19 protein-coding genes are annotated in these 24,420 nt (G+C 70.1%); 11 read left to right on the top strand and 8 right to left on the bottom strand.

Annotated features, from left to right (window positions below; genetic code table 11):
* Positions 1–209 precede the first annotated feature (209 nt).
* Positions 210–1,115 carry a carbohydrate kinase gene (locus tag ABZ070_RS05695; RefSeq protein ID WP_356630270.1) on the bottom strand — a complete coding sequence of 302 codons (906 nt, stop codon included), beginning with the start codon at positions 1,113–1,115 and terminating at the stop codon, positions 210–212.
* Between the two features lie 280 nt (positions 1,116–1,395).
* On the opposite strand from ABZ070_RS05695, the gene ABZ070_RS05690 reads away from it, so the two are divergent.
* Positions 1,396–2,460, top strand: coding sequence for a LacI family DNA-binding transcriptional regulator (locus tag ABZ070_RS05690; protein ID WP_356630268.1), 1,065 nt, complete (start codon positions 1,396–1,398; stop codon positions 2,458–2,460).
* Here the strand turns inward: ABZ070_RS05690 and ABZ070_RS05685 are convergent.
* The 4 genes from ABZ070_RS05685 to ABZ070_RS05670 are packed head-to-tail and all read right to left on the bottom strand — an operon-like array spanning position 2,423 to position 7,080.
* Positions 2,423–3,844 (bottom strand): glycoside hydrolase family 32 protein, encoded by a 1,422-nt coding sequence (locus ABZ070_RS05685; protein ID WP_356630332.1) that lies wholly within the window; start codon positions 3,842–3,844, stop codon positions 2,423–2,425. The two genes, ABZ070_RS05690 and ABZ070_RS05685, sit on opposite strands and share 38 nt — an antisense overlap.
* A 14-nt stretch (positions 3,845–3,858) precedes the next feature.
* Positions 3,859–4,683, bottom strand: a complete 825-nt coding sequence (locus ABZ070_RS05680; protein WP_356630330.1) for a carbohydrate ABC transporter permease — start codon at positions 4,681–4,683, stop codon at positions 3,859–3,861.
* Between the two features lie 22 nt (positions 4,684–4,705).
* Complete coding sequence (locus tag ABZ070_RS05675) at positions 4,706–5,674, bottom strand: sugar ABC transporter permease (protein ID WP_356630266.1); 969 nt, start codon at positions 5,672–5,674, stop codon at positions 4,706–4,708.
* Entirely contained in the window at positions 5,671–7,080 is a 1,410-nt protein-coding gene (locus tag ABZ070_RS05670) for an extracellular solute-binding protein (RefSeq protein WP_356630264.1), read from the bottom strand. The genes ABZ070_RS05675 and ABZ070_RS05670 overlap by 4 nt, the downstream gene beginning before the upstream one ends.
* A 154-nt stretch (positions 7,081–7,234) precedes the next feature.
* Between ABZ070_RS05670 and ABZ070_RS05665 the strand changes: the two genes are divergently transcribed.
* Positions 7,235–8,821 carry a GH32 C-terminal domain-containing protein gene (locus ABZ070_RS05665; protein ID WP_356630262.1) on the top strand — a complete coding sequence of 529 codons (1,587 nt, stop codon included), beginning with the start codon at positions 7,235–7,237 and terminating at the stop codon, positions 8,819–8,821.
* A gap of 220 nt (positions 8,822–9,041) precedes the next feature.
* Here ABZ070_RS05665 and ABZ070_RS05660 read toward each other — a convergent pair whose 3' ends face one another.
* A complete protein-coding gene (locus ABZ070_RS05660) occupies positions 9,042–10,169 on the bottom strand; it encodes an NADH:flavin oxidoreductase (RefSeq protein ID WP_356630260.1) in 1,128 nt (375 codons plus the stop codon).
* Between the two features lie 186 nt (positions 10,170–10,355).
* Positions 10,356–13,355, bottom strand: a complete 3,000-nt coding sequence (locus ABZ070_RS05655) for a family 16 glycoside hydrolase (RefSeq protein ID WP_356630258.1) — start codon at positions 13,353–13,355, stop codon at positions 10,356–10,358.
* A 467-nt stretch (positions 13,356–13,822) separates the two neighbouring features.
* Between ABZ070_RS05655 and ABZ070_RS05650 the strand changes: the two genes are divergently transcribed.
* Positions 13,823–15,262, top strand: coding sequence for a Gfo/Idh/MocA family oxidoreductase (locus ABZ070_RS05650; protein ID WP_356630256.1), 1,440 nt, complete (start codon positions 13,823–13,825; stop codon positions 15,260–15,262).
* Positions 15,263–15,293: 31 nt separating this feature from the next.
* The gene (locus ABZ070_RS05645) at positions 15,294–16,289 is read left to right on the top strand and encodes an NEW3 domain-containing protein (RefSeq protein ID WP_356630254.1); all 996 of its coding nucleotides are present in this window, start codon (positions 15,294–15,296) and stop codon (positions 16,287–16,289) included.
* A gap of 106 nt (positions 16,290–16,395) precedes the next feature.
* On the opposite strand, the gene ABZ070_RS05640 is transcribed toward ABZ070_RS05645, so the two are convergent.
* Positions 16,396–17,196, bottom strand: a complete 801-nt coding sequence (locus tag ABZ070_RS05640) for a DeoR/GlpR family DNA-binding transcription regulator (protein WP_356630252.1) — start codon at positions 17,194–17,196, stop codon at positions 16,396–16,398.
* 293 nt (positions 17,197–17,489) lie between these two features.
* Between ABZ070_RS05640 and ABZ070_RS05635 the strand changes: the two genes are divergently transcribed.
* From ABZ070_RS05635 to ABZ070_RS05605, 7 genes are read left to right on the top strand one after another with little or no spacing between them, the layout of a single operon-like run.
* A complete protein-coding gene (locus ABZ070_RS05635; RefSeq protein WP_356630328.1) occupies positions 17,490–18,746 on the top strand; it encodes an extracellular solute-binding protein in 1,257 nt (418 codons plus the stop codon).
* Between the two features lie 25 nt (positions 18,747–18,771).
* Positions 18,772–19,707 carry a sugar ABC transporter permease gene (locus tag ABZ070_RS05630; protein WP_356630250.1) on the top strand — a complete coding sequence of 312 codons (936 nt, stop codon included), beginning with the start codon at positions 18,772–18,774 and terminating at the stop codon, positions 19,705–19,707.
* Positions 19,707–20,618, top strand: a complete 912-nt coding sequence (locus ABZ070_RS05625; protein WP_356630248.1) for a carbohydrate ABC transporter permease — start codon at positions 19,707–19,709, stop codon at positions 20,616–20,618. The genes ABZ070_RS05630 and ABZ070_RS05625 overlap by 1 nt, the downstream gene beginning before the upstream one ends.
* 48 nt (positions 20,619–20,666) lie before the next feature.
* A complete protein-coding gene (locus ABZ070_RS05620) occupies positions 20,667–21,617 on the top strand; it encodes a sugar isomerase (RefSeq protein ID WP_356630246.1) in 951 nt (316 codons plus the stop codon).
* Positions 21,610–22,587, top strand: coding sequence for an ROK family protein (locus ABZ070_RS05615; RefSeq protein ID WP_356630244.1), 978 nt, complete (start codon positions 21,610–21,612; stop codon positions 22,585–22,587). The genes ABZ070_RS05620 and ABZ070_RS05615 overlap by 8 nt, the downstream gene beginning before the upstream one ends.
* Positions 22,588–22,591: 4 nt before the next feature.
* Positions 22,592–23,524 carry a 1-phosphofructokinase family hexose kinase gene (locus ABZ070_RS05610; RefSeq protein WP_356630242.1) on the top strand — a complete coding sequence of 311 codons (933 nt, stop codon included), beginning with the start codon at positions 22,592–22,594 and terminating at the stop codon, positions 23,522–23,524.
* Positions 23,505–24,335: a class II fructose-bisphosphate aldolase gene (locus ABZ070_RS05605; protein ID WP_356630240.1), complete on the top strand. Its 831-nt coding sequence runs from the start codon at positions 23,505–23,507 to the stop codon at positions 24,333–24,335. Before ABZ070_RS05610 ends, ABZ070_RS05605 begins: the two co-directional genes overlap by 20 nt.
* The last annotated feature ends 85 nt before the right edge of the window (positions 24,336–24,420 follow it).

Below are 24,420 nucleotides of genomic sequence, written 5' to 3'. Positions count from 1 at the left end.
GGAAATGACGCACGTCACCCGGGGCAGGGGGACGCCGGGCGAGGACGGGCGAGGACGGGCGAGGAGGGCGGGGACGGGCGAGGAGGGGCGGGGACCGGGCGGGGACGGTCGGGGACGGGCGGGGACGGTCGGGTACGTGGGACCGTCGGGCCGAGGCCGGACGAGTCGGCCAGGACTGGCGAAAGCACCGTCGGGCGGCTCGCCGGGCCCTACAGTTCGGCCGCGTACGGCGGCTCCGCTCCCGGCTTCGAGCAGGTCAGTGCCGCGGCCCGGGCGGCGAAGCGCAGGACCTCGTCCCAGTCCTGCCCCGGCAGATCGACGAGGGCGTCTCGCGTCAGCAGGTCCCGTTCGGACAGGGCGTGCAGCAGCGCCGCGTTCACCGTGTCGCCGGCACCGATGGTGTCCGCGACGTCGACGCTCTCGCCCGGCACGGAGCGCTCGTCCCCGCTCCGGGTGAAGACCGTCAACCCGTCTCCGCCATGGGTGATCACGACCGCCGCCGGCCCGGCGTCCAGCCAGCCGCGGACGTCGGGGCCGAGCCACTGCGCGTCCTCCTCGCTGAGCTTCAGCAGACAGACATGGGGCAGCCAGCTCAGAAACCGCGCACGGTAGGCCTCCGCGTCGGGGATAAGACCGGTCCGGACGTTCGGGTCGAGCGCGACGAACACCCCGCGCCCGGCTTCCCGGCACATCAGCTCCTCGTAGGCGCTCGCTCCCGGTTCGAGGACCAGTGAGCACGTTCCGAACGACAGCGCCCGGGTAGCCGCCGGCAGCTCGTCGGGCACCTGGAACAGCCGGTCCGCGGTGCCCTCGACATAGAAGCTGTACGCCGCAGAGCCGCCCGCGCCGATCGACGCGACGGCGAGGGTGGTCGGCTCGGGGCCGCGCTGGACCAGGCCGACGTCGACGTTCTCGTCGCTCAGCCGCTCGACCAGCGACTCGCCGAAGGCGTCCGTGGAGATCCGGGAGCAGAAGGAGACCTTCGCACCCAGGCGCCCGAGCGCGACGGCGGTGTTGTACGGGCCGCCGCCGCGGGCAGGCAGCAGCGGCGTCGGCGTACCACCGCCGGCCTGGGGCACCAGGTCGATCAGAGCCTCACCGGCGACGACGATCACGGAGTGTTCCTCTCATACGGTTCATCGGCTTGCACGTCATACGGCTCGCACGGTGCAGACGGTTCGCGCCGTGGTGGGGGAGGCGGGTGGCAGGGACCGGCCGCGGCCGGCGGGACACGGCCAGTATCTCCGCGCGCGTACCTCACCGACGGCGGGAGTCCCCGACCCGCGCACCCGCAGGCACCGGGATTCGAAGGATCCGCACACGTGAGGACGCCGGAGTGCGCGGATAGGGTGGCAAGGATCAAGCCGGTGCGCGGGGGCGGGAGCAGGCAAGGGCATGAACAGGGGCCAGAGCACGGACGCGGGCAGGCCGGAGCGGCCGACGTCGAAGGACGTCGCGCGTCTCGCCGGCGTTTCGCACACCGCGGTCTCCTTCGTCTTCAACGGCCGGGCGGAAGGCAATCTCTCGGCCGCCACCCAGCAGCGCATCCGCACGGCGGCCGAGCAGCTCGGTTACCGGCCCAACGCCGTCGCGCGCGGCCTGCGCCGCAGCCGTACCGCCGTGATCGGTCTCGTCACCGACCACATCGCCTCGTCCCCCTTCGCCGGGGCCCTGCTCCGCGGCGCGATGGAGACCGCCTGGAGCAGCGAGCACCTCGTGCTCACCGTGGACTCGACCGGCGACCCGGCGAAGGAGGACGCGGCGGTCGCCGAACTCCTCGACCGACGGGTCGACGGCATCATCTACGCGGCCATGACGCTGCGCCGCGCCCGCCTCCCCGCCGGACTGGACCGCACCTTTGCGGTCCTCGCCAACTGCCTGCCCCAGGAGGGCTCGATGGCCGCCGTCATCCCGGCGGAACGGGCCGGGGGCCGGGCCGCGGCACGGCTGCTCCTGGATGCCGGGCACCGCCGGGTCGCCCTGGTCGGCGGCCTCGACGACATCGCGTCGGCGGAGCGGCTGCGCGGATTCCGCGACGCCCTGAGGAGCGCGGGCCTGCTGGCCCGCAAGGACTGGATCGTACGCACCGGCGGTGAGATCTCCGCCGGCTACGAGGGGGCCTTGCGGCTGCTGGCAGGGGTCGCGCCCGGCCGTCGGCCCACCGGGATCATCTGCTACAACGACCGTGTCGCGGCGGGCGTGCTGCACGCCGCGACCAGCCTGGGCATCGATGTTCCCGGTGAGCTCTCGCTGGTCGGCTACGACGATCAGGAGCACATGGCCGAGTTCCTCAACCCGCCGCTGACCACGATCGCCCTGCCGCACCGGTCGATGGGCGAGTGGGCCACCAGGCTGCTGCTCGACGCAATCGGCGCCGGCAGCGGCCCGCCCGCCGAGGTGCTGCGGCTGGAGTGCCCGGTGGTCAGTCGTGCCTCGGTGGGACCACCGCCCACCCGGTGACGCGGTCGGGCCCGCCGGACACCACGAGTTCCGCGGTGTCGTCGGTGCGTGCGTAGATCCGCTCCGTGGCCACGACGCGGTCCTGGACGAAGAGTTCGAGGAGCGAACCGTCGATCAGGATGCGGGCGGTGAGCTCCTCCCCGGGGACGCGTTCCGCCCGCAGGACGAGCGGTCCCGACTCCGCGACCGAGCCGTCGCCCCGCTCGCGCGGCCAGTCGCTCCGGTCGAGCACCACGGTGCCGGCGGCGGGGTCGAGGCTGACCGTCAGTTCGGCTCCGGAGGCGGCGCGCAGCAGTGTCACCGACGCCGGGGCCCGGGCACCGATCTCCAGGTCGTACGCGGCGGGCAGCGGGAGCGGAGTGTCCGACGGGGCGTTGACGAACGGTGGTTGTGCGCGCAGCAGTTCCAGCTCCGGAGCCGGGGAGACGCGCAGCCCCCCGTCGGCGTGGGTGCCCATGACCCGTGGCGCGGTCAGCACCCCGGCCCAGCCTGCCCGGTCCACCGCGTGCTGCGCGCGGGCCTCCCAGGACCACCCCCAGAGCAGGGTGCGGTCCGCCGGCTCGTCCCGCAGAACGGCCGGCGCGTAGCAGTCCCGGCCGTGGTCGAGGCGGCCTCCGGCGCGCGGTACGAAGGCCGGCCTTCCGTCGTCGATGCTCTCGAGACGGCCCGTCAGGTAGGCGGTGGACTGCGGGTTCCCGTCCCACAGGGACACCACCAGGACGCAGTCGCCGTGTGTCTCGTACAGCTGCGGGCACTCCCAGCCGGTGGCTCCCTTTTCGAACGCCCGGGTGGCCACCGGGTCCCGGCCGTCGAGCAGGACGCCCATGAAGCGCCAGGAGCGGAGGTCGTCGCAGTCGTACAACAGCACCGAAGGGGTGCCGTCCGCGTGGCCGGCGCCGACCAGCGCCCGGCGCCGCCCGCCGTGCCGGAAGACGAACGGGTCACGGAACATCACCACGTCGAGACCGTCCGGTGGGCCGGAGAGGACCGGCTCGGGCTGCGGCTCCCAGTGGATCAGCCGCTCGTCGTCCGGGTTCGCCCGCGCCAGGCAGATGGCGCCGAGGCCGGTGTGGTTGCGGTCGATGCCGGTGTAGACGGCGGTCGGTACACCTGCGTCGTCGACCACGCAGCCGGACCAGCAGCCGGCCTCGTCGGCGCCGCCCGGCGTCGGCGTCAGAGCGACGGGGTGGTGCTCCCAGTGCGCGAGGTCGGTGCTGGAGGAGTGGCCCCAGTGCATGTCGGCATGTACGGGGGCGCCGGGGTTGTGCTGGTAGAAGAGGTGATAGCGGTCGCGCCAACGGAAGGGCCCGTTGGGGTCGTTGGCCCAGTTGGCGGGCGGGCGGACCCGGAAACGAGGGGCATGCGCATCATACGCCTGGGGCATCTGGACTGCCTGGTTCACCGGTTGACTCCTGCGGAGGTGATGCCCTCACGCAGAGGGCGCTGGCCGACGACGAAGACGGCGACGGCGGGGATCATGGACAGCACCACTCCGGCGAGGACCACGGAGATGGAGCCCGTGCCGAGGTTGCCCTGGAGGGAGACCAGCCCGAGCGGCAGGGTGAAGTTCTGGGTGGAGGTCTCCAGGATCAACGGCCGGAAGAACTCGTTCCAGTGGTAGTTGAACGCCAGCACGCCGACGATCGCGAGGCCCGGCGCGGCCAGCGGCGCGTACACCGAGCGGAAGATCCGCCATGGCCGGGCACCGTCGATCATGGCTGCCTCGCCCAGGTCCTTCGGCATTCCGAGGAAGTACTGGCGCATCAGGAACGTCCCGAACGCGGTGGGCCACGCGGGGACGATGAGACCGAGCAGTGTGTCGGTCAGCCCCATCGACTTCAGCACCAGGAACACCGGCACGATGGTGACCTGCAACGGCACCATCATGGTCGCGAGGACCAGGGCGAACAGCGGCTTCTTGAAGCGGAACTCCAGCCGGGCGAAGGCGTATCCGGCCAGCCCCGCGGTGATCATCTGACCGACCGCGATCAGACCGGTCACCAGGGTGGAGTTGAGGGCGAGCAGCCAGACGTCGATCTGTGCGAAGACCTGTTCGTAAGCGGCCGTGGTCGCAGCGAGGGGGATGATCTGCGGCGGCAGGTCGAAGGACTCGGCCGGCGCCCGGAGGGAAGTGGACACGGTCCACACCACCGGGCCGAGGGTGAACAGCGCCGCCGCCGTGAGACCGGCGATTCTCGCCCACCAGGCCGGGCCGTATTTCATTGTGTTCATGGAGATCACCCGCTCACTGGTAGTGGACGAAACGCCGGCTGAGCCGGAACTGGAGGGCGGTGACCGTCATGATCAGGACGAAGAGCAGCACACCCACCGCGGACGCGGTGCCGAACCGCAGCTGCTCGAACGCGCTCTGGTAGATGACCATCACGACGGTGCGGGTGGCGTCGCCCGGCCCCCCGTCGGTCAGCACGTACGGCTGCTCGAAGACCTGGAGGGCGTTGATGATGCCGACCACCGAGGCCACCAGCAGGGTGGGGGAGAGCAGCGGCAGGGTGACGGCGAGATGTTTGCGCAGGCCTGAGGCTCCGTCGAGTGAGGCCGCTTCGTGGATCTCCTTGGGGATGTTGTTGAGGCCCCCGACGAAGAGCAGGAACGAGAATCCGAACTGCTGCCAGACGTAGACCAGGATGACGGCCGCCATGGCCGAATGCTCTGAGGTCAGCCACGGCACAGGGTCGACGCCCACGTGTCCGAGCAGCCAGTTGACCACTCCGAAGTCCTGGTTGAACAGGTACTTCATCACCACCGAGATGGACGCGGCGGACAGGATCAGCGGGAAGAAGAAGGCCGATCGGAAGGCAGAGCGCAGCCAGCCGGGAAGCCGGTCGGATAGCGCCAGGGCGAGGACCAGGGCGAGCAGCAGCTGGAGGGCCACCGCGACGACCATGAAGAGCAGAGTGTTGCTGAACGACACCAGCACCGTGTCGTCGGTGAACACCTCGCGGTAGTTGGCGGCGCCGGCGAAGCGCGGAGTGTCGATGACGTCCCAGTGGAAGAGGCTGAGGACCACCGACCCGGCGATCGGCACCACGGTGAAGACCAGGATGCCGATGACCGTGGGCGCGAGGAACAACGCGGCCAGGACGCGGGAGCCACGATCACGTGCCCGGGAGCGCCGGGAGTGCCGGGAGGCCTGTGCGGCGGCGGCCTGCCGTCCTTCGGTGTGTGCGGCGCCGGCGGCGGAGGAGACTGTCATGACGCACGCTCCATGGCCTTCTCCAGATCGTTCTGCAGCCGGCGCAGTGCCGGACGGACGCCCCGCGGATCACCCAGCGCGGTGCCGGTGTGCTTGAGCAGCAGCTGTTCGACCTCGGCGACCTGAGGCGGGGCGGGGATCGGTCCGGTCGTGGGAAAGGTGTCGAGAGTGTCGTAGAAGACACGCCAGTTGGCCGGGCCCGTGTCCTCGTAGCGGGCGGAGTGGACCATCGAACGGCGGGCCGGGGTGGTCTGGTTCGCCTGGAACAGCTCGGTCAGTACGTCCTTGCGGACCGAGTACTTGATGAACTCCCAGGCCTCGTCCTGCTTCTTGGACGTTCGCAGGACCGCGTAGCCCGCCGCCCCGAACTGGTGGCGCTGGGCACGCCAGCGGGGGAAGTACTGCACGTCGTAACCGGTGCGTGCCATGCCCGCGGTGTGCAGCCCGCCCGCCCAGAAGCCGCCCGCGGGGGTGACACCGACCCGGCCGGTGGAGAAGACCCCCACCAGATTGGTGCCGCTGCCCCCCTCGGGCCGTGAGCAGAGCCGGTCGCGGATGAGGGAAGCCAGGTAGTCGTAGACCTCCTCGACCCGCCCGGCCGTGGCCTGCGGGGTGGTCCAGCGATAGCCACCGCCCCGACCGCGTCGCTCGGCGGCCGGGTAGAAGGCGTTCCAGAGCCAGTCGCCGCCCGGGGCCTTGGACTCGGCGAGGACGTTGGTGTCGTTGGCGAACAGCCAGGGGACGACGCCGCCCCAGAGCCGGTTGGTCCAGAAGTACGGGGTGAAGCCGCTGCCGCCGGTGCGCTTCATGTCGCGCAGCAGCGCGGTGAAGTCGTCGCGCGTCCAGCCCGACGGGGGGAGCTGAGCTCCCGACCGCCGGAGCACGGCGCTGTTGAGGTACATGTCGGCCGCGTTGAACTCGACGGGGAGCTGGTAGAGGCTCCCCTCGTACATCATCGACTCGACCAGTGAGGGATGGACGTCGCGGAAGTACTCGCGCAGTTCGTCCTCGTCCCGCTTCACCCGGTCGTCGAGGGCGACGCCGAGCCGCTGCGCGAAGAGCTGGACGCCCTCCGTGGCGACGTAGACGACGTCGGGGGCCGTTCCCGCGGCGATCTGGGTGAGGATCTTGGCGAAGAAGTCCGACCAGTCGGTGGCCTGGACCGGCAGCAGCCGGACCTTGATGCCGGGATGCAGGGTGCGGAAGCCGTCGCTCAGGACGCGCTGCGCGGCCGGGTCGACGGCGGAGCCCAGGGTGGCGACGACGAGAGCGTCGTCGTCGCGTCCGGGTATGTCGGTGCCCGTGAGGCGGGCCCAGCTTGCGGCGGTGCCGGCGAGGGCGGCGGCCCCGGCGCCGTAGCCGCCGTAGCGCAGCAGGGCGCGGCGCGGGAGTCTCGAGTCGGTCATCTGGTGCCTAACTCGTGTTAGCCAGTGGTTGCAGCAGATCATGTGAACCCCTCGACGGACTGTCAAGACGTGCGGCACGGGTTGACCTTTAACGAGTTAGGTCTACAGTCCTGACCCACGACGTGAGCCGCTGTCACGAGAGGGATGGTCGACGATGCGTTCAATGCACAGGAGGATGCTGTTCCGGGCCGGCGCGATGGGTGCGGTGGGCGCCGCGCTCCAGGCGCTGCCGGTGGCGCCGGTGCAGGCGGACCCGGCCCCGCCGGCGGGCCGGGCGAGGTGCAAGAAGGGCAAGGACGGGGCGAGTTACCGTGCCGAGTACCACTTCACCGTGCCCGACCAGTGGAAGAACGACCCCCAGCGTCCGATCTGGATCGACGGTGAGTACCACTACTACTACCTCTACAACGCCGACTACCTCGCCGGCGGAACCACCACGGGCACCGCCTGGCGCCTGGCCACCAGCACCGACCTGGTCTCCTTCCGTGACCGCGGGATCGCCGTGCCGAAGGACACGACACCGAACGGTGACGTCTGGTCCGGCAGCGCGGTGGTCGACACCGAGGGAACCGCGGGCTTCGGCGCGGGCGCCGTCGTGGTCCTCGCCACCCAGGAGCCCGTGGAGGGCGCCAACACGCAGGCGCAGTACCTCTGGTACTCGACCGACGGCGGTCGCACCTTCACGCATGACGGCACCGACCCCGTCGTCCCCAACCCGGGTGTCAGGGACTTCCGCGACCCCAAGGTGATCCGCGACGAGGAACGCGGCCGCTGGGTGATGACGCTCGCCGAGAACACCAAGATCGGCTTCTACCACTCCGACAACCTCAGGGAGTGGAGGTACGCCGGAGGCTTCGTCAAGGAGGGCATCGGCGTCCTGGAATGCCCCGACCTGTTCAGCCTCGAGACCGCGGACGGCACCCCGAAGTGGGTACTCGGAGTCAGCGCCAACGGCAAGGCCGCCGGACTCCCCAACACCTACGCGTACTGGACCGGCGCGTTCGACGGCACCACCTTCGTGCCCGACGCGGCCGACCCGCAGTGGCTCGACCACGGCTTCGACTGGTACGGCGCCGTCACCTGGGAGAAACGCTCCGCGGCCGGCGCCGTCGACCCGGCGGTGCGCTATGCGATGGGCTGGATGAACAACTGGGACTACCCCAACACCACCCCCACCATCGACTCCGACGGCTTCAACGGCACCGACTCGATCGTCCGCGAGATCACCCTGCACCGCGGCTCGTCCGGCGCGTACCACCTGGCGTCCCGTCCGGTGGCGGCCCTGGACCAGCATGTGTCGCGCACGGTGAACCTCGGTGATGTACAGGTCGAGGGGCAGCTGGCTCTGGAGTACTCCGGCACCGCCTACGAGCTGACCACCGAGGTCACCTGGGACCAACTCCTGGGAGTCGGCGTCCAGTTGCGCAGGTCGGGGGACGGCAGTCGCCACATCGACGCCGGCATCCACAGCGACTACGCGTTCGTCAACCGCCGCCAGGTCGCCAACCCGGACACCTCCGGGAAGTGGCAGGAGAGCAGGACCCCCTTCGACGCGGCGGCCAAGCGGGTGCGGCTGCGCATCCTGGTGGACCGCACCACCGTCGAGGTCTTCTTCGACGACGGTCGGTACACCCACTCGATGGAGGCGTTCCCCTACTTGGTCGACACCGGCCTCGCGCTGTTCACCGTCGACGGCAGCGCCGTCTTCAGGAACACCGTGATCAGGGAGTTCACGGTCTGACCGGCGGCCCGTCCGCGGCGGCCCTGTCGATGGCGGCCGCCGCGGGTGCGGCATCGCGGACCGGGGTCGTGGAGCGCGATGCGCGGGCGAGCACGAAGGTGCCTTCCAGGAGGGCGATCACCGGATCGGTTCCCGGACAGCTCCACTCCGCGACCGGAGGCCCTCGTCAGCAGCGATTCGGACGGTCCACCGATTTGCCCGGCATGCTCCGGACGAGACCCTAGCTCAGCGTCTTCAGCGCCGCCGCGTCGTACTGCTTCAGGTCCTCGAACCGGTTCCCCAGGACCTTCGCCGCCCACTCCGGGTCCTGGAGCAGGGCGCGGCCGACCGCGACCAGGTCGAACTCGTCGCGCTCCAGGCGGTCGAGGAGCTCGTCGATGCCCCGGACCGGGGCGCCCTCGCCCATGAAGCTGCGGATGAAGTCGCCGTCGAGGCCGACCGAGCCGACGGTGATGGTGGGCCTGCCGGTGAGCTTCTTGGTCCAGCCCGCCAGGTTCAGGTCCGAGCCCTCGAACTCGGGGAGCCAGTAGCGGCGGGTGGAGGCGTGGAAGGCGTCGACGCCGGCCGCGGCGAGCGGGGCGAGGATCGCCTCCAGCTCCTCCGGGGTCTCGGCGAGCCGCGCGTCGTAGGCCTCCTGCTTCCACTGCGAATAGCGGAAGATCACCGGGAAGCCGGGGGACACGGCCTCGCGGACCGCGGCCACGATCTCGGCCGCGAACGTCGTACGGGCCACGGCGTCACCACCGTAGGCGTCGGTGCGGCGGTTGGTGCCCGCCCACAGGAACTGGTCGACAAGGTAGCCGTGGGCGCCGTGCAGTTCGACCCCGTCGAAGCCGATGCGCTCGGCGGCCGCGGCGGCCTCGGCGAAGGCGCGGATGACGTCGTCCAGGTCGCGCTGCGTCATCGCCTTCCCCGTGCCCTCGGTGCCGTCCACGCGGATGCCGGAGGGGCCGACGGCGGGGGCGTCCGCGTAGGGCGGCTCGCCCTGCTTGCGCACCATGCCGATGTGCCACAGCTGCGGCACGATCGTGCCGCCCGCCGCATGAACGGCGTTGGCGACCTTGGCCCATCCGGCCAGCTGCTCCTCCCCGTGGAACCTCGGCACGCGGTCGCTCTGCCCGGCCGACTCGTGGCCGACGTAGGTGCCCTCGGTGACGATCAGGCCCACACCCGCGGCGGCGCGACGGGCGTAGTACGACGCCACGTCCTCGCCGGGAACGCCGCCCGGGGAGAACATCCGCGTCATCGGCGCCATCACGATGCGATTCGGGACGGTCAGGCCGTTCAGCGTGACGGGCCGGGACAGGATCTCGGCCGCGCGGGAGGCGGAGGAAACAGTGACGGTCACAGGGGTGCTCCTCGAGGTACCAGACAGTATGTGCACATGCATTTAATGCATGCTGCTGGTCAACCTTTCCGGTGGTCACGGCATTCCGTCCGACCGGCGGGACGTGCTGTGATCCGGAACACGCTCGCCAGGCACACAGCACGGCGGCCGCCCCGGAGGACCGGGACGGCCGCCGCTGGCCCCGCTTCAGGACTTCAGGGGCTCGATCCAGATGTTGCGGTACCGCACCTTGTTCCCGTGGTCCTGCAGACGGATGGCGCCCGCCGTCGGACCCTCGGGTGCGCCCGCACCGGTCGGGCCGGTGACGGCCACGTCGTCGTGGACGGTCGTGCCGTTCCACACCACCGTGACCCGGGCGTCGTCGGTCTTCTTGCCGCTGTCGTCGAAGCGTGCCGCGCGGAACGTGATGTCGTAGGTCTGCCAGGTACCCGGCGGCCTGGCGGCATTCACATCCGCGGCCTTCTGCTGGTAGATCGCGGCGGCCTCATTGTTGGCAGGTGTGGTGTCGCCGTACGAGTCCAGGATCTGGATCTCGTATCGTTCCTGCAGATACACCCCGCTGTTGGCGCGGTCCTGGCCGGTGACGTCCGGGGGGAGCTCCGGCAGCCAGAACTCGACGTGCAGCTTGAAGTCGCCGAACGCCTGCTTGGTGCGCACGTCACCGCAGCAGACCTCCATCGCCCCGTCCGTCAGCGGCCATTGCGCGGTGCGCCCGTCCGTCTGCTGCCAGGCCGCCCGGTCCGCCCCGTCGAACAGGACGATGCGGCTGCCTTGTGCATGGACGCTGATCAGGTCGAGGTTGACGTGTCCGGTGTCGCCGCTGTCGTAGCGGTAGGCGATGGTGTTCCTTCCGGCGCGCAGGGGCAGCGACTCGGTGCGTGTGGACCAGCTGTTCCAGGCACCCGTGCTGAGCAGCTCGGACTGCTTCACCTTGGCGCCGTTGACGTACACGCTGACGGACTTGGTGCCGGTGAACGGGTTCGGTCCGTTGGCGTACCGCAGCCCGACGTCGTACGTGCCGGCCTTTTCGACGCTCACGTCGAACGTGGTGGTCGCGCCCTCGGTCCCGTATCCGTCGACGAATCCGCTGCCCGAGAAGCCGGCGTGCTCGGTGGCGGTGCCCGCTCCGCCCGAGAGTGCCGCCTCCTCCGCCTCGTACCGCGCGGTCGACGGCTGCTTGCCGGGCATGGCGTTCAGCGTGTACCAGGCCTCGGTGCTCCACAACGACTCGCCGTCGGCGGAGCTGAAGGGGCGCGGCGAGCGCACATGCACCACCCGGTCCGGTTTCAGACCGACGATGTCGAGCGTGACCTTCTTGCGGTCGGCGGACAGCCGGGCCGACCGTACGGCGAGGGTCTCCTCGTCGACCTTGGGACCGCCGTAGGAGGGCGTGGGGACGTAACGCCACTGCTTGACCTGGTAACGGGCGGCCAGCTTGTCGGCCGTGGCCTGCGACAGCGGCTGGGTGTACTCCAGCTCGAAGCCGTTCCGCTTCGCACGCATCGCCAGGATGTCGAAGGCGTTGCCGCCGTTCGGCGTCAGTTTCTGCAGGCCGTGGGTGAGCTTGCCCTCCTGGCCCCAGTTTCCGCCGGCACCCAGACCACCGGCGTAGATCGCGCCGTCGGGGCCCTTGCTGATCCTGCTCACGCCCGCTTCGAGCCCCTGGATGTGCCGGAAGACCGCGCCCTGGTCCCGACCCTTGACCTTCTCCAGGAAAGCGCGCTGCAGTCCACCGTAGGTGACGTCGCCGAACAGCATCTGACCGGCGAACGGGCCCTTGGCGAGGTGGAGCGGCGTGCTGGGCGAGTTCGCGATCTCGTTCTGCGGCAGCCACAGAACCGGCTCGGTGACCGGATTCGCGTCGAACGGCCCGTCCGGGTTGGTGTAGTGGTTGAAGAACCGGTCCTGCTTGATGCGCACCAGCTTGGAGGCCGGCAGCCAGCCGCCCTGGTTGTCGGTGACGAAGATGTCGCCGCCGGGTCCCCAGCCGATGCCGTTGGGGGTGCGCAGACCGCCCGCGACGTAGGAGACCTTGCCGGTCTTCCTGTTCACCTTGATGGTGGTGCCGCGGTTCTTCGCGGGCTGCGGGTCGGTCGTCGCGCCGCCGTAGTTGATCGCGACGGAGAGGTTGAGGTAGAAGTATCCGTCGCGGTACAGCAGGCCGAAGGCGAACTCGTGGAAGTTGCCGCCGAAGGGCCAGGTCGCCACGGTCCGCTGCTCATCGACGACGTCGTCGCCGTCGGTGTCGTCGAGTTCGGTCAGCTCGTGCTTCTGCGACACGTACAGCTTGCCGTCGAGGGCTTTGATGCCCATCGGTTCCTTGAGGCCGCTCGCCACCTTCTTGACCGTCACCTTGCCGGGGCCGGTGTTTCCCGTGACGTTGCCGAGCAGGTAGACCTCGCCCTTGGTGTTCTCGGAGCCGCCCCAGGTGGTCACGGCCAGCCGGCCGTCCGGCAGCCAGTCCATCGCGGAGATCTGCGGCTCGAAACCGGCCGGCCGGAGGTCGGTCAGGTCGTAGTTCGGATGAACGCCGGTGAGGGGCAGGCCGTCGCCGGGAGCGTCGGTGCCGCTCTCACACTCCTTGCGGCCTGGTGCGGTCACACGTACGACGCCGGCGTCGGTGCTGAGGACCGAGTTCGGTACGAGGGAGAAGTCGGAGGCGCCCGGAGGTTTCCAGGCCAGGGTGATCTGCTGGCCGCCGGTCCGGTCGAAGTGGTCGATACGCAGTCCATGATGACCAGCGGTCAGGTTGACGCTGCCGTCCTTGGGCTCTGCGCCGTGGAGGCCGTCGTGGTCGATGACCGGCTTGTCGTCGATGAGCAGGCGTGAGCCGTCGTCGCTGGTCAGCCGGAAGGTGTAGCCGCCGTCTTCAGGGACGTCGATGTTCGCTGTCACCTGGGACACGAAGTTGTCCCCCATGCCGAAGTCGTCGGCCGAGCTCCAGTCGACGGTGGGCATCAACTTGTCGACGTTCGGGGTCTGTCCGGGCTTGAGGACGCAGATCTTGCTCATTGCGGCCTGTATGTCGAAGACCCGCAGGGTGACACCGGGCTCCTGCGGCGGCAGCTCCTCGGCGGTGCTCGGTGCGGCGGAGGCAGATGCGGAAGTGAAACAGCCGGCAAGGAACGAGGCGACGACGAGGCCGGTCACTCGTCTGCGAAGTCGGTGGTGCAGCCGTGGATTCATGCATCCTCCCAGGCTCCCTGGGCGGGAGCACATGACGGTGGAACGTGGCCACAACGCGGGCGTGCGATCGGACGATCTTCGATCCGGGGGTCGACGAGCGGTTCGCGGAAACCTGAGGCTCGGACGAGTGCGTCGCACACCCTAGGAGGCTTTTGCTTACGGTGTCCATACTTCGTCATCACTGAGTACAAACTTCGTACGTGCGATGAGGAAGTGATGGCACTTCGGAGCGACTTCGCCTGTGTCTGGACAAAGTTGAGGGAGCGTCACAAGGGCCGCGCCACCCCCGGACGCCCGTGCCAGGGGGCGCGGATCCGCGGCGTGTGCCCACGCCCCGGCCCTTCGCGAGAGATGCTTGTTCTTGTTCGTAATGTGGTCCTAATGAACATCTATTGACACGTCAGTGTTCATCCCGCCAGAGTCTTGACCGCCAGTGATGCCGATCACGGACCGAGGAGCGTTCCCTCATGCCCGAAATCCCCGCAGTATCACGCCGTCTGCTTCTGGGAGGAGCTCTGGCCACCGGAGCGACGCTCGCAGCCGGTGCCGGCGCGGCCCAGGCTGCCCCGGCCGCCCAAGTCGGTGCCGTGCCGGCCTCCGCGCCGCGACGTCGGCCCGGCCAGAAGTCCATGATCAACGTGCCGTACGACGCGTACCGGACCGTCCGCGTCGGCGTCATCGGTCTCGGCAACAGGGGCTCGGGCATGTCCGAGGGATGGTCCGCCGTCCCCGGCTGCACGGTCACCGCCGTCTGCGACATCAGGGCGGACCGCGCCAAGCGCACCGCGGACCGGCTCGTCGCCAAGGGCAAGCCGCGCCCCGCGGAGTACGGAGGCTCGGACGAGTCGTTCGCGCAGATGCTGAAGCGGGACGACATCGACCTCGTCTACATCGCCACGCCCTGGGAGTTCCACTACCAGCAGGGCAGGGCCGCGATGCTGGCGGGCAAGCACGTCATCGTCGAACTGCCCGTCGCCACCGAGCTCGACGAGCTGTGGGACCTCGTCGACACCTCCGAGCGCACGCGCCGTCACCTCATGCTGGCCGAGAACTGCAGCTACGGCCGCAACGAGCTCGCCATGCTCAAGATGGCGCACGAGGGCCTGTTCGGCGAAGTCACCAACGGCCACGGCGGCTACCTGCACGACCTGCGCGCGCTGCTGTTCTCCGACACGTACTACACCGACGCCTGGCGCCGGCTCTGGCACACCCGCAGCACCGCGTCCTTCTACCCCATGCACGGGCTGGCCCCGATCGCCGCCGCGATGGACATCAACCGGGGCGACCGGATGGCGGTGCTGCGGGCCACCGCCACCGAGCCGAAGGGTCTCGCCGACTACCGCGAGCGCTTCGTGCCGAAGTCGCACCCCTCGTGGAAGGAGACCTACGTCAACGGCGACCTCGTCACCTGCATGATCGACACCGCCAAGGGCCGGGTCATCCGTGCCGAGCACGACGTCAGCTCGCCGCGCCCGTACAGCCGTATCAACAGCCTCGCCGGCAGCCGCGGCATCTTCGAGGACTACGCGGGCACCTCCACGACCGGCGGCCGTATCTACGTCGAGCCGGACCACAGCGGTCACGCCTGGCGCGACTTCGACGCCTACCGCAAGGAGTTCGACCACTGGCTGTGGGAGAAGATCGGTGACGACGCGGCCAACAACGGCGGCCACGGCGGCATGGACTACGTCCTGCAGTGGCGCACCGTCCAGCTGATGCGTTCCGGCCAGGTCCCGGACATCGACGTCTACGACTCGGCCGCGTGGTGCTCTCCCGTGCCGCTCAGCGTCAAGTCCCTCGCCGCAGGCGGCCGACCGGTCGAGATCCCCGACTTCACCCGGGGCTCCTGGGTCAATTTGCGGATGGGCCTGGACTCGCGCACGTCCGAGATGCCCCCGGTCGCCTGACTAAGCAGCCCGCACGCGAAGGAGACGGACAGTGAGACCAGCCCGACTGATCAGAACGCTCAGAGCCACGGCCGCGGCAGGGGTGGTGCTCCTGGTCCCCGCGCAGGCGGTCGCGGCCGAACCGGAACCGGCGCCCGTCGCCGCGAAGACCGAAGTGACCATTTCGCCGGTCGACCTCGAGGGGCCGGCCATCTCGGCGGTCAAGGTGACCGTCAAGAACGCCGGCCCCGACCGGATGCGGTCCTTGAAGGTGTCGTTCGCCGGACCGGTGGGCTGGGCCGTGCAGCCCGCCGAGCGCAGCGTGGACGGTGCCCTGGCCAAGGGCCGGTCCGTCGAGACCGAGTTCAGGATCCAGGTGCCGGAAGAGCGCCCGGGGTTCACCGTCCGGACGTTCACCGCGACCGCGACGTACAAGGGCGGTGACGGCGCCGGGTCGGCCACGGGCACCCGGTCCCAGCGCACGGGCGAGCCCGTGGCGAACCTCGCGGCCGCCTACAACAGTGTCGCGATCACCGACGAGAGCAACACCGCGCCGGGCGACTACGACGGGGAGGGCAACAGCTTCTCCGCGCAGAAGCTCGCGGCGGCCGGACTGAGCCGCGGTGCGTCCGTGACCGCCCTCGGTGCGAAGCTGACCTGGCCGGACGTGCCGAGCGGCACCAAGGACAACGTGTCGAGCGCCGGACAGGCCGTCACCTTGAGCGGTCAGGGCAGCAAGCTCGTCTTCCTGGGCTCGGGCGTCGGCAGCGGCGCGACGGGAAGTGCCACCGTCCACTACAAGGACGGCACGTCGACCAAGGGTTCGTTCGGCTTCCCCAACTGGTCGTTCGACCCCGCCGACGCCCACGGCGCGACGCTGGTCGCGTCGTCCGACGGCCGCAACCGTCCGAGCGGGTACGGAAACGCGGGCATCGCCTATCGCGTCTTCGCCCACTCGATCCCGATCGACGCGACCAAGCAGGTGGACTTCGTGGTCCTGCCGGGCAACGGCAGCATCCATGTCTTCGACATGGCCATCGCCTCCTGATGCCGTTCGCGCGAGCGTGATCCGCGACAGCCGCCTCCGGACTGCTCCTCGGTCCGGGGGCGGCTCCCGTCGCCGCTTCGAGCCGCTCCCGAAGGCCTCGCAGCGCTCAGACCGCCATGACCTTGATGCCCGCTTCCGTCAGGCGCGCCGCCATGTCGGAGGGGAGGGCGGAGTCGGTGACCAGCACATCGATGCGATCCAGTCCGCAGATCCGGGCGAAGGCGCGCTTGCCCATCTTGGACGAGTCGGTGACGACCACGACGCGACGCGCGCGCTCGGCGAACAGCCGGCTGATGCTGGCCTCGTCCTCCTGGTGGGTCATCAGGCCCAGCTGCGGGTCGACGCCGTCGACACCGAGCACGGCGACGTCCAGCACGACCTCGTTCAGCACGCCCACGGTCAGCGGTCCGACCAGCTCGTACGTCTGCGGGCGAGCCACACCGCCGGTGACGACGATCTTGATCTGGGGGCGCACGGCGAGCTCGCCTGCGATGTTGAGCGCGTTGGTGACGACGGTGAGCGCGGGCCCCGACGTCTCCGATGACTCCCGCCGACCGCTGCCGCCCGTGCGCAGCGCCAGCGCCCTCGCCACCTCGGTCGTGGTGGTGCCTCCGTTGAGACCCACGACCTCTCCTTCGCCGATCAGCTCGGCGACGGCCGCGGCGATGCGCTGCTTTTCGGAGGCGTGCCGTGAGGACTTGTAGCGCAGGGGCAGTTCGTAGGAGACACCGTGGGCAATGGCTCCGCCCCGGGTGCGTACGAGCATCTGCTGCTCGGCGAGCTCGTCGAGATCCCGCCGGATGGTCGCCGGCGACACCTCGAGCGTCGTCGCGGCCTCCTCGACGTCCAGCCTGCCCTCCTCGGCCAGCAGCTCCAGCAGCTTGCTCCACCGCTCGTGCTTGGACATGTGTCGGACTCCTTCGGGCATCGTCCTGCGCTTTCGACACGCTATGGGACGGGGCGGCGCGCGCTCCAGCCAGGGGCAGGCGTATGCGTGAAGGTGATCGTATCCGTGACCCATGAATCAGGTCCACGCATGCCTCGCGCAGGCAAACTTTGGCAACGTTCACATAACGACCCCTGGACCAGGGCGCATTGCTGCTGAATACTGCGCGACAAGAGAGGTGCTCGCAACTGCTTGAAATGCCCGCAGATTGCGCAGCTTCATGCAAGAAGGTGGTGGAGGCAGTGAACAAGCGAATGCTCGGTTTCTCGGCGGCCTGCGTGATCGGTGCGCTCGCCCTCACCGCGTGCGGCGGTGGAGGCGGCGGTGCGTCGGCGGATGGCACCGTGACCCTCAAGCTGGTCGCGGCCGACTACGGCGACAAGGCGGCGAACAGCTCCACGGTCTACTGGAAGGACGTCGCGAAGCGGTTCGAGGCCGACAACCCGAAGATCAAGATCGATGTCCAGGTCATCAATTGGAACGACATCGACTCGCAGGTCAAGACGATGATCCAGAGCGGCAACCTGCCCGACGTCCTGCAGACCGGCGGCTACGCCGACAAGGTCTCCGACGACCTGCTCTACAAGGCCGACGAGGTCCTGTCCGAGCAGACCCGGGCCAACCTCATCGACAGCTTCGCCCAGGCCGGCGAGGTCGACGGCGTCCAGTACGGCATACCCTTCGTCTCCTCGGCGCGCGCGCTCTTCTACAACAAGAAGATCCTCGCCGACGCCGGCATCACCGAGGCCCCGAAGACCTGGGACGAGGTGAAGGCGGCCGCGGAGAAGATCAAGGCGAAGACTCCGGGCATCACTCCGTACGCACTGCCTCTCGGACCCGAGGAGGCGCAGGGCGAGACCCTGATCTGGGAGCTGGGCAACGGCGGCGGCTACACCGACGCCGACGGCAAGTACACCCTGGACAGCAAGGCCAACGTCGAGACCTTCGACTGGCTGAAGTCCAACCTGGTCGAGCCCGGTCTCACCTACGCCAACCCCGCGACCACCGACCGGAAGACCGCCTTCGCCGACTTCGCCGCCGGCAAGGCCGGCATGCTCAACGGCCATCCGTCTCTGATCCAGATGTCCAAGGACGGCAAGGTCGACTACGGCGTGGCGCCCATCCCCGGCAAGTCCGGCTCGCTCGACTCCACCCTGGGTGTCGCCGACTGGATGATGGCCTTCAAGGACAGCGGCCACAAGGACGAGATCAAGAAGTTCCTCGACTTCGCGTACTCGAAGGAGAACACGCTGAAGTTCGACGAGATGTACAACCTGATGCCGGTCACCGAGGACACCCTCGAGGAGATGACGGGCAGCGGGAAGCACAAGGACCTGGAGCCGTTCTTCGAGCTGCTGCCCAAGGCCTCCTTCTACCCGCTCGGGGACACCACCTGGGACGCCGTCTCCGCCGAGATCAAGAAGAGCGGCGGCACCGCGGTGAGCGGGAACGCGGCGAACGTGCTCGGCGAGCTGCAGAAGAAGGCCGAGCAGGCCGTCGCCGACCAGTAGCAGCAGACATACGGAAGGCACACCCGTGTCCACCAACACCGCCACCACCGGCGGCCGACGGCCCGTCAGGGGCACCCGGACGGGCCGTCGTTCCGGTCTCGGCAGGCTCGGACCGCTGCCGTGGATCGGCCCCGCCGTCCTGCTCATCGTCCTCGTCGTACTCTGGCCCGTCTACGAGATGGTCCGCACCTCGTTCCTGAAGATCAGCGTCAGCGGCTTCGTCCGGGGCTCGGCCGGCTTCGACAAGTACAAGCAACTGTTCGAGGAACCGGGCCTCGGCTCCGTGATCACCGCCACGGTGGTCTGGACCCTCGGCGTCGTCCTGCTCACCATGGTGCTGTCCCTCGCCCTGGCCCAGCTGTTCAACCAGCAGTTCCCCGGCCGGCGGCTGACCCGCTGGGCGCTGATCGCCCCCTGGGCCGCGTCCGTGCTGATGACCGCCATCGGCTTCAAGTGGATGCTCAACCAGACTGCCGGCGTGCTGAACACCGTCATGACCGACCTCGGGCTGATCGAAGGACCCAAGGACTGGCTGGGCGATCCGGCGACGGCATGGCCCTGGATGATGTTCGTCGCGGTCTTCGTCTCGCTGCCCTTCACCACGTACACCCTCCTCGCCGGTCTCCAGACCGTTCCCGGCGAGGTCTACGAGGCCGCGAGGGTCGACGGCGCCGGCACCTGGCAGACCTACCGCCGGATCACCCTGCCGCTGCTGCGGCCCGCGTTCCTCGTCGGCGTGGTCATCAACCTGATCAACGTCTTCAACTCCTTCCCCGTCATCTGGGGTATGACCCGGGGCGGCCCCGACAGCGACACCGCGACCACCACCGTGTTCATGTACCAGCTCAAGAGCTCCGACATCGGCGAGTCCGCGGCCATGTCCGTCGTCAACTTCGCCCTGGTCGTCGCCATGGTGGCCGTCTTCCTGAAGGTCAGCCGCTGGAACGAGGAGGACGCCTGATGGCCCAGCAGACGATCGGGTCCGCGGTCGCCCCGGCCACCGGGCTCTCCCGCAACGAAAGGGCACAGGCAGAGCCCGTGCGGAAGCAGAAGAGGCGGCTGCGGCCCCGCACGGTGGTCATCGCCTCGGTGGCCTGGCTGATCGCCGCCGTGTTCCTGCTGCCGTACGCGGAGATGGTCATCACCGCGCTCCGTCCCGCGAACGAACTGCGTGACCCCACCTATCTGCCCAGCGAGTTCGCCTGGTCGAACTTCATCAACGTCTGGCGCGACTCGAACCTCGGCTCCAACCTGCGGGTCACCCTGCTGGTGGCCGGCGGATCGACGCTGCTGGTGCTGCTGGTCGCGGTGCCCGCCGCCTACTACACGGCCCGGGTCACCTACCGTGGCCGGAAGCTGTTCCTGCTGCTGGTGCTCATCACCCAGATGTTCCAGCCCACCTCGCTGCTGGTCGGCCTCTACCGCGAGTTCTACCAGCTCGACATGCTCAACTCGGTATGGACCCTGATCCTGTGCAACGCCGCCTTCAACCTGGCGTTCGCGATCTGGATCCTCACCGCCTACTTCTCCTCCATACCGGTGCAGCTGGAGGAGGCGGCCATGATCGACGGACTGGGCCGGGCGGGCGCGCTGTTCCGGGTCACCCTGCCCCTGGCCATGCCCGGCGTGGTGACCGCGGTGATCTTCACCTTCATCGCCGCGTGGAACGAGTTCGTCATGGGCCTGACGCTGTCCACGATTCCCGAGAGTCAGCCGCTGACCGTCGGCATCAACAGCTTCATCGGCAACTACACCGTCCAGTGGAACTACCTGTTCGCAGGCTCCGTGATAGCGATCGTTCCCGTGGTGGTGCTGTTCGCCTTCATCGAACGCCAGGTGGTGTCCGGACTGACCGCCGGTTCCGTGAAGTAAACCGGTCCTGCGCCGCACCGTCAGAGCCATCCAGAGGAGTTCATCACTTTGTCCAGCACAGGTCCCTCCCGCACCTCGGTCGAGATCGCCTCCCAGCCCGCCGTCTGGCGGCAGGCGGCCCGCTCGCTGCCCCAGCACACCGCAGCCCTGCCCCGCCGGGGCGAACGCGTCGCCGTGATCGGCTGCGGAACCTCCTGGTTCATGGCGCAGTCCTACGCCGTCCTGCGCGAGACCGGCGGGCACGGCGAGACCGACGCCTTCGCCGCCTCCGAGTTCCCGCACGGCCGCGGCTACGACCGGATCCTCGCCATCACCCGGTCCGGCACCACCACCGAAGTCCTGGACCTGCTCCGGCGGGTGAAGGGCACCGTCCCCACCGGCGCGATCACCGCCGACCCGGCGACACCCGTCATGGAGGCGGCCGACGCCGTGGCCGTACTGGACTTCGCGGACGAGGAGTCCGTGGTCCAGACGCGTTTCGCCACCGCCAACCTCGCACTGCTGCGCGCCCACCTCGAGGCGGAGGGCGCCCTGCCGTGCGGGGTGCGCCCCCTCGACCGGGCGATCCAGGACGCCGAACGGGCCGTCGCCGAGCCCCTCGACGCCGCTGTGTGCGGCGCCGAGCAGTTCACCTTCCTCGGCACCGGTTGGACCTGCGGTCTGGCGCTGGAGGCCGGACTGAAGATGCGCGAGGCCGCCGGGGCATGGACCGAGGCCTACCCGGCCATGGAGTACCGCCACGGCCCCATCAGCATCACCGGCCCCGGGCGGGTGGCCTGGGCGTTCGGCACGCTTCCGCAGGGCCTCGCGGACGATGTCGCCCGCGTCGGCGGCACGCTCGTCGCCGAGTCGCAGAACGCCGCGGGTCACCTGGACCCGCTCGCCGACCTCGTCCGCGCCCAGCGCCTCGCGGTCGTGCTCGCGGAGTCCCGCGGCCACAACCCCGACCGGCCGCGCAACCTCACCCGGTCCGTCGTCCTCGAGAACAGCCATGCCTGAGGACCATGACGACCCCGGGTGTGTGATCGCCCTCGACGTCGGCGGCACCGCAATGAAGGGCGCGCTCCTGGACCGCGGCCTGGTCCCCCTGGTGACCCTGCGCCGTCCGACGCCGAGAGCCCTGGGCCCGGAGGCCGTGGTCGACGAGATCACGGCCACCGTGCAGAGGCTCGCCCGCGAGGCCGCCGCCCGGGGACGAGGTGTCCACCGGGCGGGGGTCGTGGTGCCCGGAGTCGTCGCCGAGGAACTCCGCACCGCCGTCCACTCGGCCAACATCGGCTGGCGCGGCCTTCCCCTGGCCGACGTCCTCGAAGCACGCACCCGACTGCCCGTCACCCTTGGGCACGACGTCCGCGCCGGCGGGGCCGCCGAATGCTCCCTCGGCGCGGCCCGCGGCGCCCGCAACGTGCTCTTCGTCGCCATCGGCACCGGCATCGCCGCCGCCGTCATCTGCGACGGACGGCCCGTCAGGGCCGACGGATACGCGGGCGAGCTCGGCCATGTCGTCGTCCAACCCGGCGGTGATCCCTGCGGCTGCGGCGGCCTGGGCTGCCTGGAGACGGTGGCGTCCGCGTCCGCGATCGCCGCCGCCTTCACCGCACGGTCCGGCCGCCCTGCGGACGGAGCGGCCGCCGTCGCCGCGCTGGTGGCGCAGGGCGACGCCGACGCCCGGGCAGTCTGGGACCGGGCGGCCGACGCGCTGGCCTCGGCCCTGGCGACGGTCACGACGCTGCTCGCCCCAGAGGTGATCGTGGTCGGCGGCGGCCTCGCGGAGGCCGGCGACCTGCTGCTCGACCCGGTCCGTGCCCGGCTGACCGCGCGCCTGACGTTCCAGCGGCAGCCCGCTCTCGTACGGGCCGCACTCGGTGACGAGGCCGGCTGCCTGGGCGCGGGCCTCGCCGCCTGGCGCGCGGTGGACGGTGCCGACGGTGCGCTCCGACCGGAGCGGGCCGACAGGACGGGGGCCTGAACCCGTGATCCTCACCGTCACCCTCAATGCGGCCCTCGACGTCACGTACGGCGTCGACAGCCTCCTGCCCCGCACTTCGCACCGCGTCGACTCCACCTACGAGCGTGCCGGCGGCAAGGGAATCAACGTCGCCCGCGTCCTCGCCGCGCGGGGGCATCCGGTCGCTGTCACCGGACTCGCGGGTGGACCGACCGGCACTGTCCTGCGCGACGAACTGCGCACCGCGGGACTGCGCGACGAACTCCTGCCCATCGCGGGCGACTCACGGCGGACGCTGACCGTCGTCTCCCACGACGACGGCGACGCCACCGTGTTCAACGAGACCGGCCCCCAGGTGGAACCCGCCGAGTGGGAGTCCTTCACGGCACACTTCGCGTCCCTGCTGCGTGGTGTCGCCGTCGTCGTGCTCTCCGGCAGCCTGCCGCCGGGCCTGCCGCCCGACGCGTACGCCACGCTTGTCCGGACGGCAGGGGCGGCGGGCGCCGCCACCGTCGTGGACACCAGTGGCCCCGCCCTGCTCGACGCCCTCGGCGCCGGCCCGGACGTGGTCAAGCCCAACGCCGCCGAACTCACCGCCGTGACCGGCCGCGAGGACGTGGCGGCGGCCGCGGCGGAGCTGCGCGTCCTGGGGGCCCGCGCCGTCGTGGCTTCGTCGGGTGCCGACGGCCTCCACGCGGTCACCGGCGCGGGTACCTGGCGCGCCGTGCCGCCCGAACAACTCGCCGGCAACCCCACCGGGGCCGGGGACGCATGTGTCGCGGCGCTCGCCGCCGGGCTCGCGGCAGGAGCGCCGTGGCCGGAGGTTCTGCGCGAGGCGGTGGCGCTGTCGGCTGCCGCCGTCCCCTGTCCCATGGCCGGCGACATCGACCCGGGCACCTACCACCGTTTCCGTACGACCGTATCCGTGGAGGAACTCCATGCCCCTCTCGCCCACTGACGACATCGTCCGTTCCGCAGCCGAAGGCGGTGCGGGCGTCGGGGCGTTCAACGTCGTGCAGCTCGAGCACGCCGAGGCCATCGTCGCCGGTGCGGAGGCCGCGGGACGGCCCGTGATCCTGCAGGTCAGTGAGAACACCGCCCGCTACCACGGGGCGCTCGAACCGATCGGGCTGGCGACGCTCGCGATCGCACGCGCGTCGAGCGCCCCCGTCGCCGTCCACCTCGACCACGCCGAGTCCGCCGACCTCGTGCGGCAGGCCGTCGAACTCGGCTTCACCTCGGTCATGTTCGACGCCTCGAAGCTCCGCTACGACGAGAACGTGGCGGCCACGCGCGAGATCACCGCCTACTGCCACGCGCGGAACGTCTACGTGGAGGCCGAACTGGGCGAGGTCGGCGGCAAGGACGGGGCCCACGCTCCCGGCGTGCGCACCGACCCCGACGAGGCACGGGAGTTCGTCGACGCCACGGCCGTCGACGCGCTTGCCGTGGCCGTGGGCAGCTCCCACGCCATGCTCACCCGGGACGCGGTACTCGACTTCGCGCTCATCTCGCGGCTGCGCGACGCCGTCAGCGTCCCGCTCGTGCTGCACGGCTCCTCCGGTGTGGGGGACGCCGGCCTCATCAAGGCGATCGAGGCGGGCATGACGAAGGTCAACATCTCCACGCACCTCAACAAGGCGTTCACCCGGGCCGCACGCACGTACCTCGACTCCCACCCCGATGCCGCGGACCCCCGCAAGTACCTCGGCCCCGCCCGTGACGCCGTTGCCGCGGAGGTGGCACGCCTGCTGGAGGTCCTGAGCTGACGTGACCCGCGGGAGCCTGGTCGTCCACGGGGCCGCGGCGGCTCCCGCGCGGTGCTGAGCGCGGCCAAGGCCGGGCTCGTAGGCT

It is taken from the genome of Streptomyces sp. NPDC006283 (assembly GCF_040613325.1).
Lineage (GTDB): Bacteria > Actinomycetota > Actinomycetes > Streptomycetales > Streptomycetaceae > Streptomyces.
The sequence above is the reverse complement of the archived record's forward strand: the minus strand, read 5'-3'. Positions and strand labels throughout refer to the sequence as shown.

Coding starts and splice junctions, on each gene's coding strand:
- ABZ070_RS05690 (WP_356630268.1), top strand. CDS start 1,396: ATGAACAGGGGCCAGAGCACGGACGCGGGCAGGCCGGAGCGGCCGACG.
- ABZ070_RS05685 (WP_356630332.1), bottom strand. CDS start 3,844: ATGCCCCAGGCGTATGATGCGCATGCCCCTCGTTTCCGGGTCCGCCCG.
- ABZ070_RS05680 (WP_356630330.1), bottom strand. CDS start 4,683: ATGAAATACGGCCCGGCCTGGTGGGCGAGAATCGCCGGTCTCACGGCG.
- ABZ070_RS05675 (WP_356630266.1), bottom strand. CDS start 5,674: ATGACAGTCTCCTCCGCCGCCGGCGCCGCACACACCGAAGGACGGCAG.
- ABZ070_RS05670 (WP_356630264.1), bottom strand. CDS start 7,080: ATGACCGACTCGAGACTCCCGCGCCGCGCCCTGCTGCGCTACGGCGGC.
- ABZ070_RS05665 (WP_356630262.1), top strand. CDS start 7,235: ATGCGTTCAATGCACAGGAGGATGCTGTTCCGGGCCGGCGCGATGGGT.
- ABZ070_RS05655 (WP_356630258.1), bottom strand. CDS start 13,355: ATGAATCCACGGCTGCACCACCGACTTCGCAGACGAGTGACCGGCCTC.
- ABZ070_RS05650 (WP_356630256.1), top strand. CDS start 13,823: ATGCCCGAAATCCCCGCAGTATCACGCCGTCTGCTTCTGGGAGGAGCT.
- ABZ070_RS05640 (WP_356630252.1), bottom strand. CDS start 17,196: ATGTCCAAGCACGAGCGGTGGAGCAAGCTGCTGGAGCTGCTGGCCGAG.
- ABZ070_RS05635 (WP_356630328.1), top strand. CDS start 17,490: ATGCTCGGTTTCTCGGCGGCCTGCGTGATCGGTGCGCTCGCCCTCACC.
- ABZ070_RS05625 (WP_356630248.1), top strand. CDS start 19,707: ATGGCCCAGCAGACGATCGGGTCCGCGGTCGCCCCGGCCACCGGGCTC.
- ABZ070_RS05615 (WP_356630244.1), top strand. CDS start 21,610: ATGCCTGAGGACCATGACGACCCCGGGTGTGTGATCGCCCTCGACGTC.
- ABZ070_RS05605 (WP_356630240.1), top strand. CDS start 23,505: ATGCCCCTCTCGCCCACTGACGACATCGTCCGTTCCGCAGCCGAAGGC.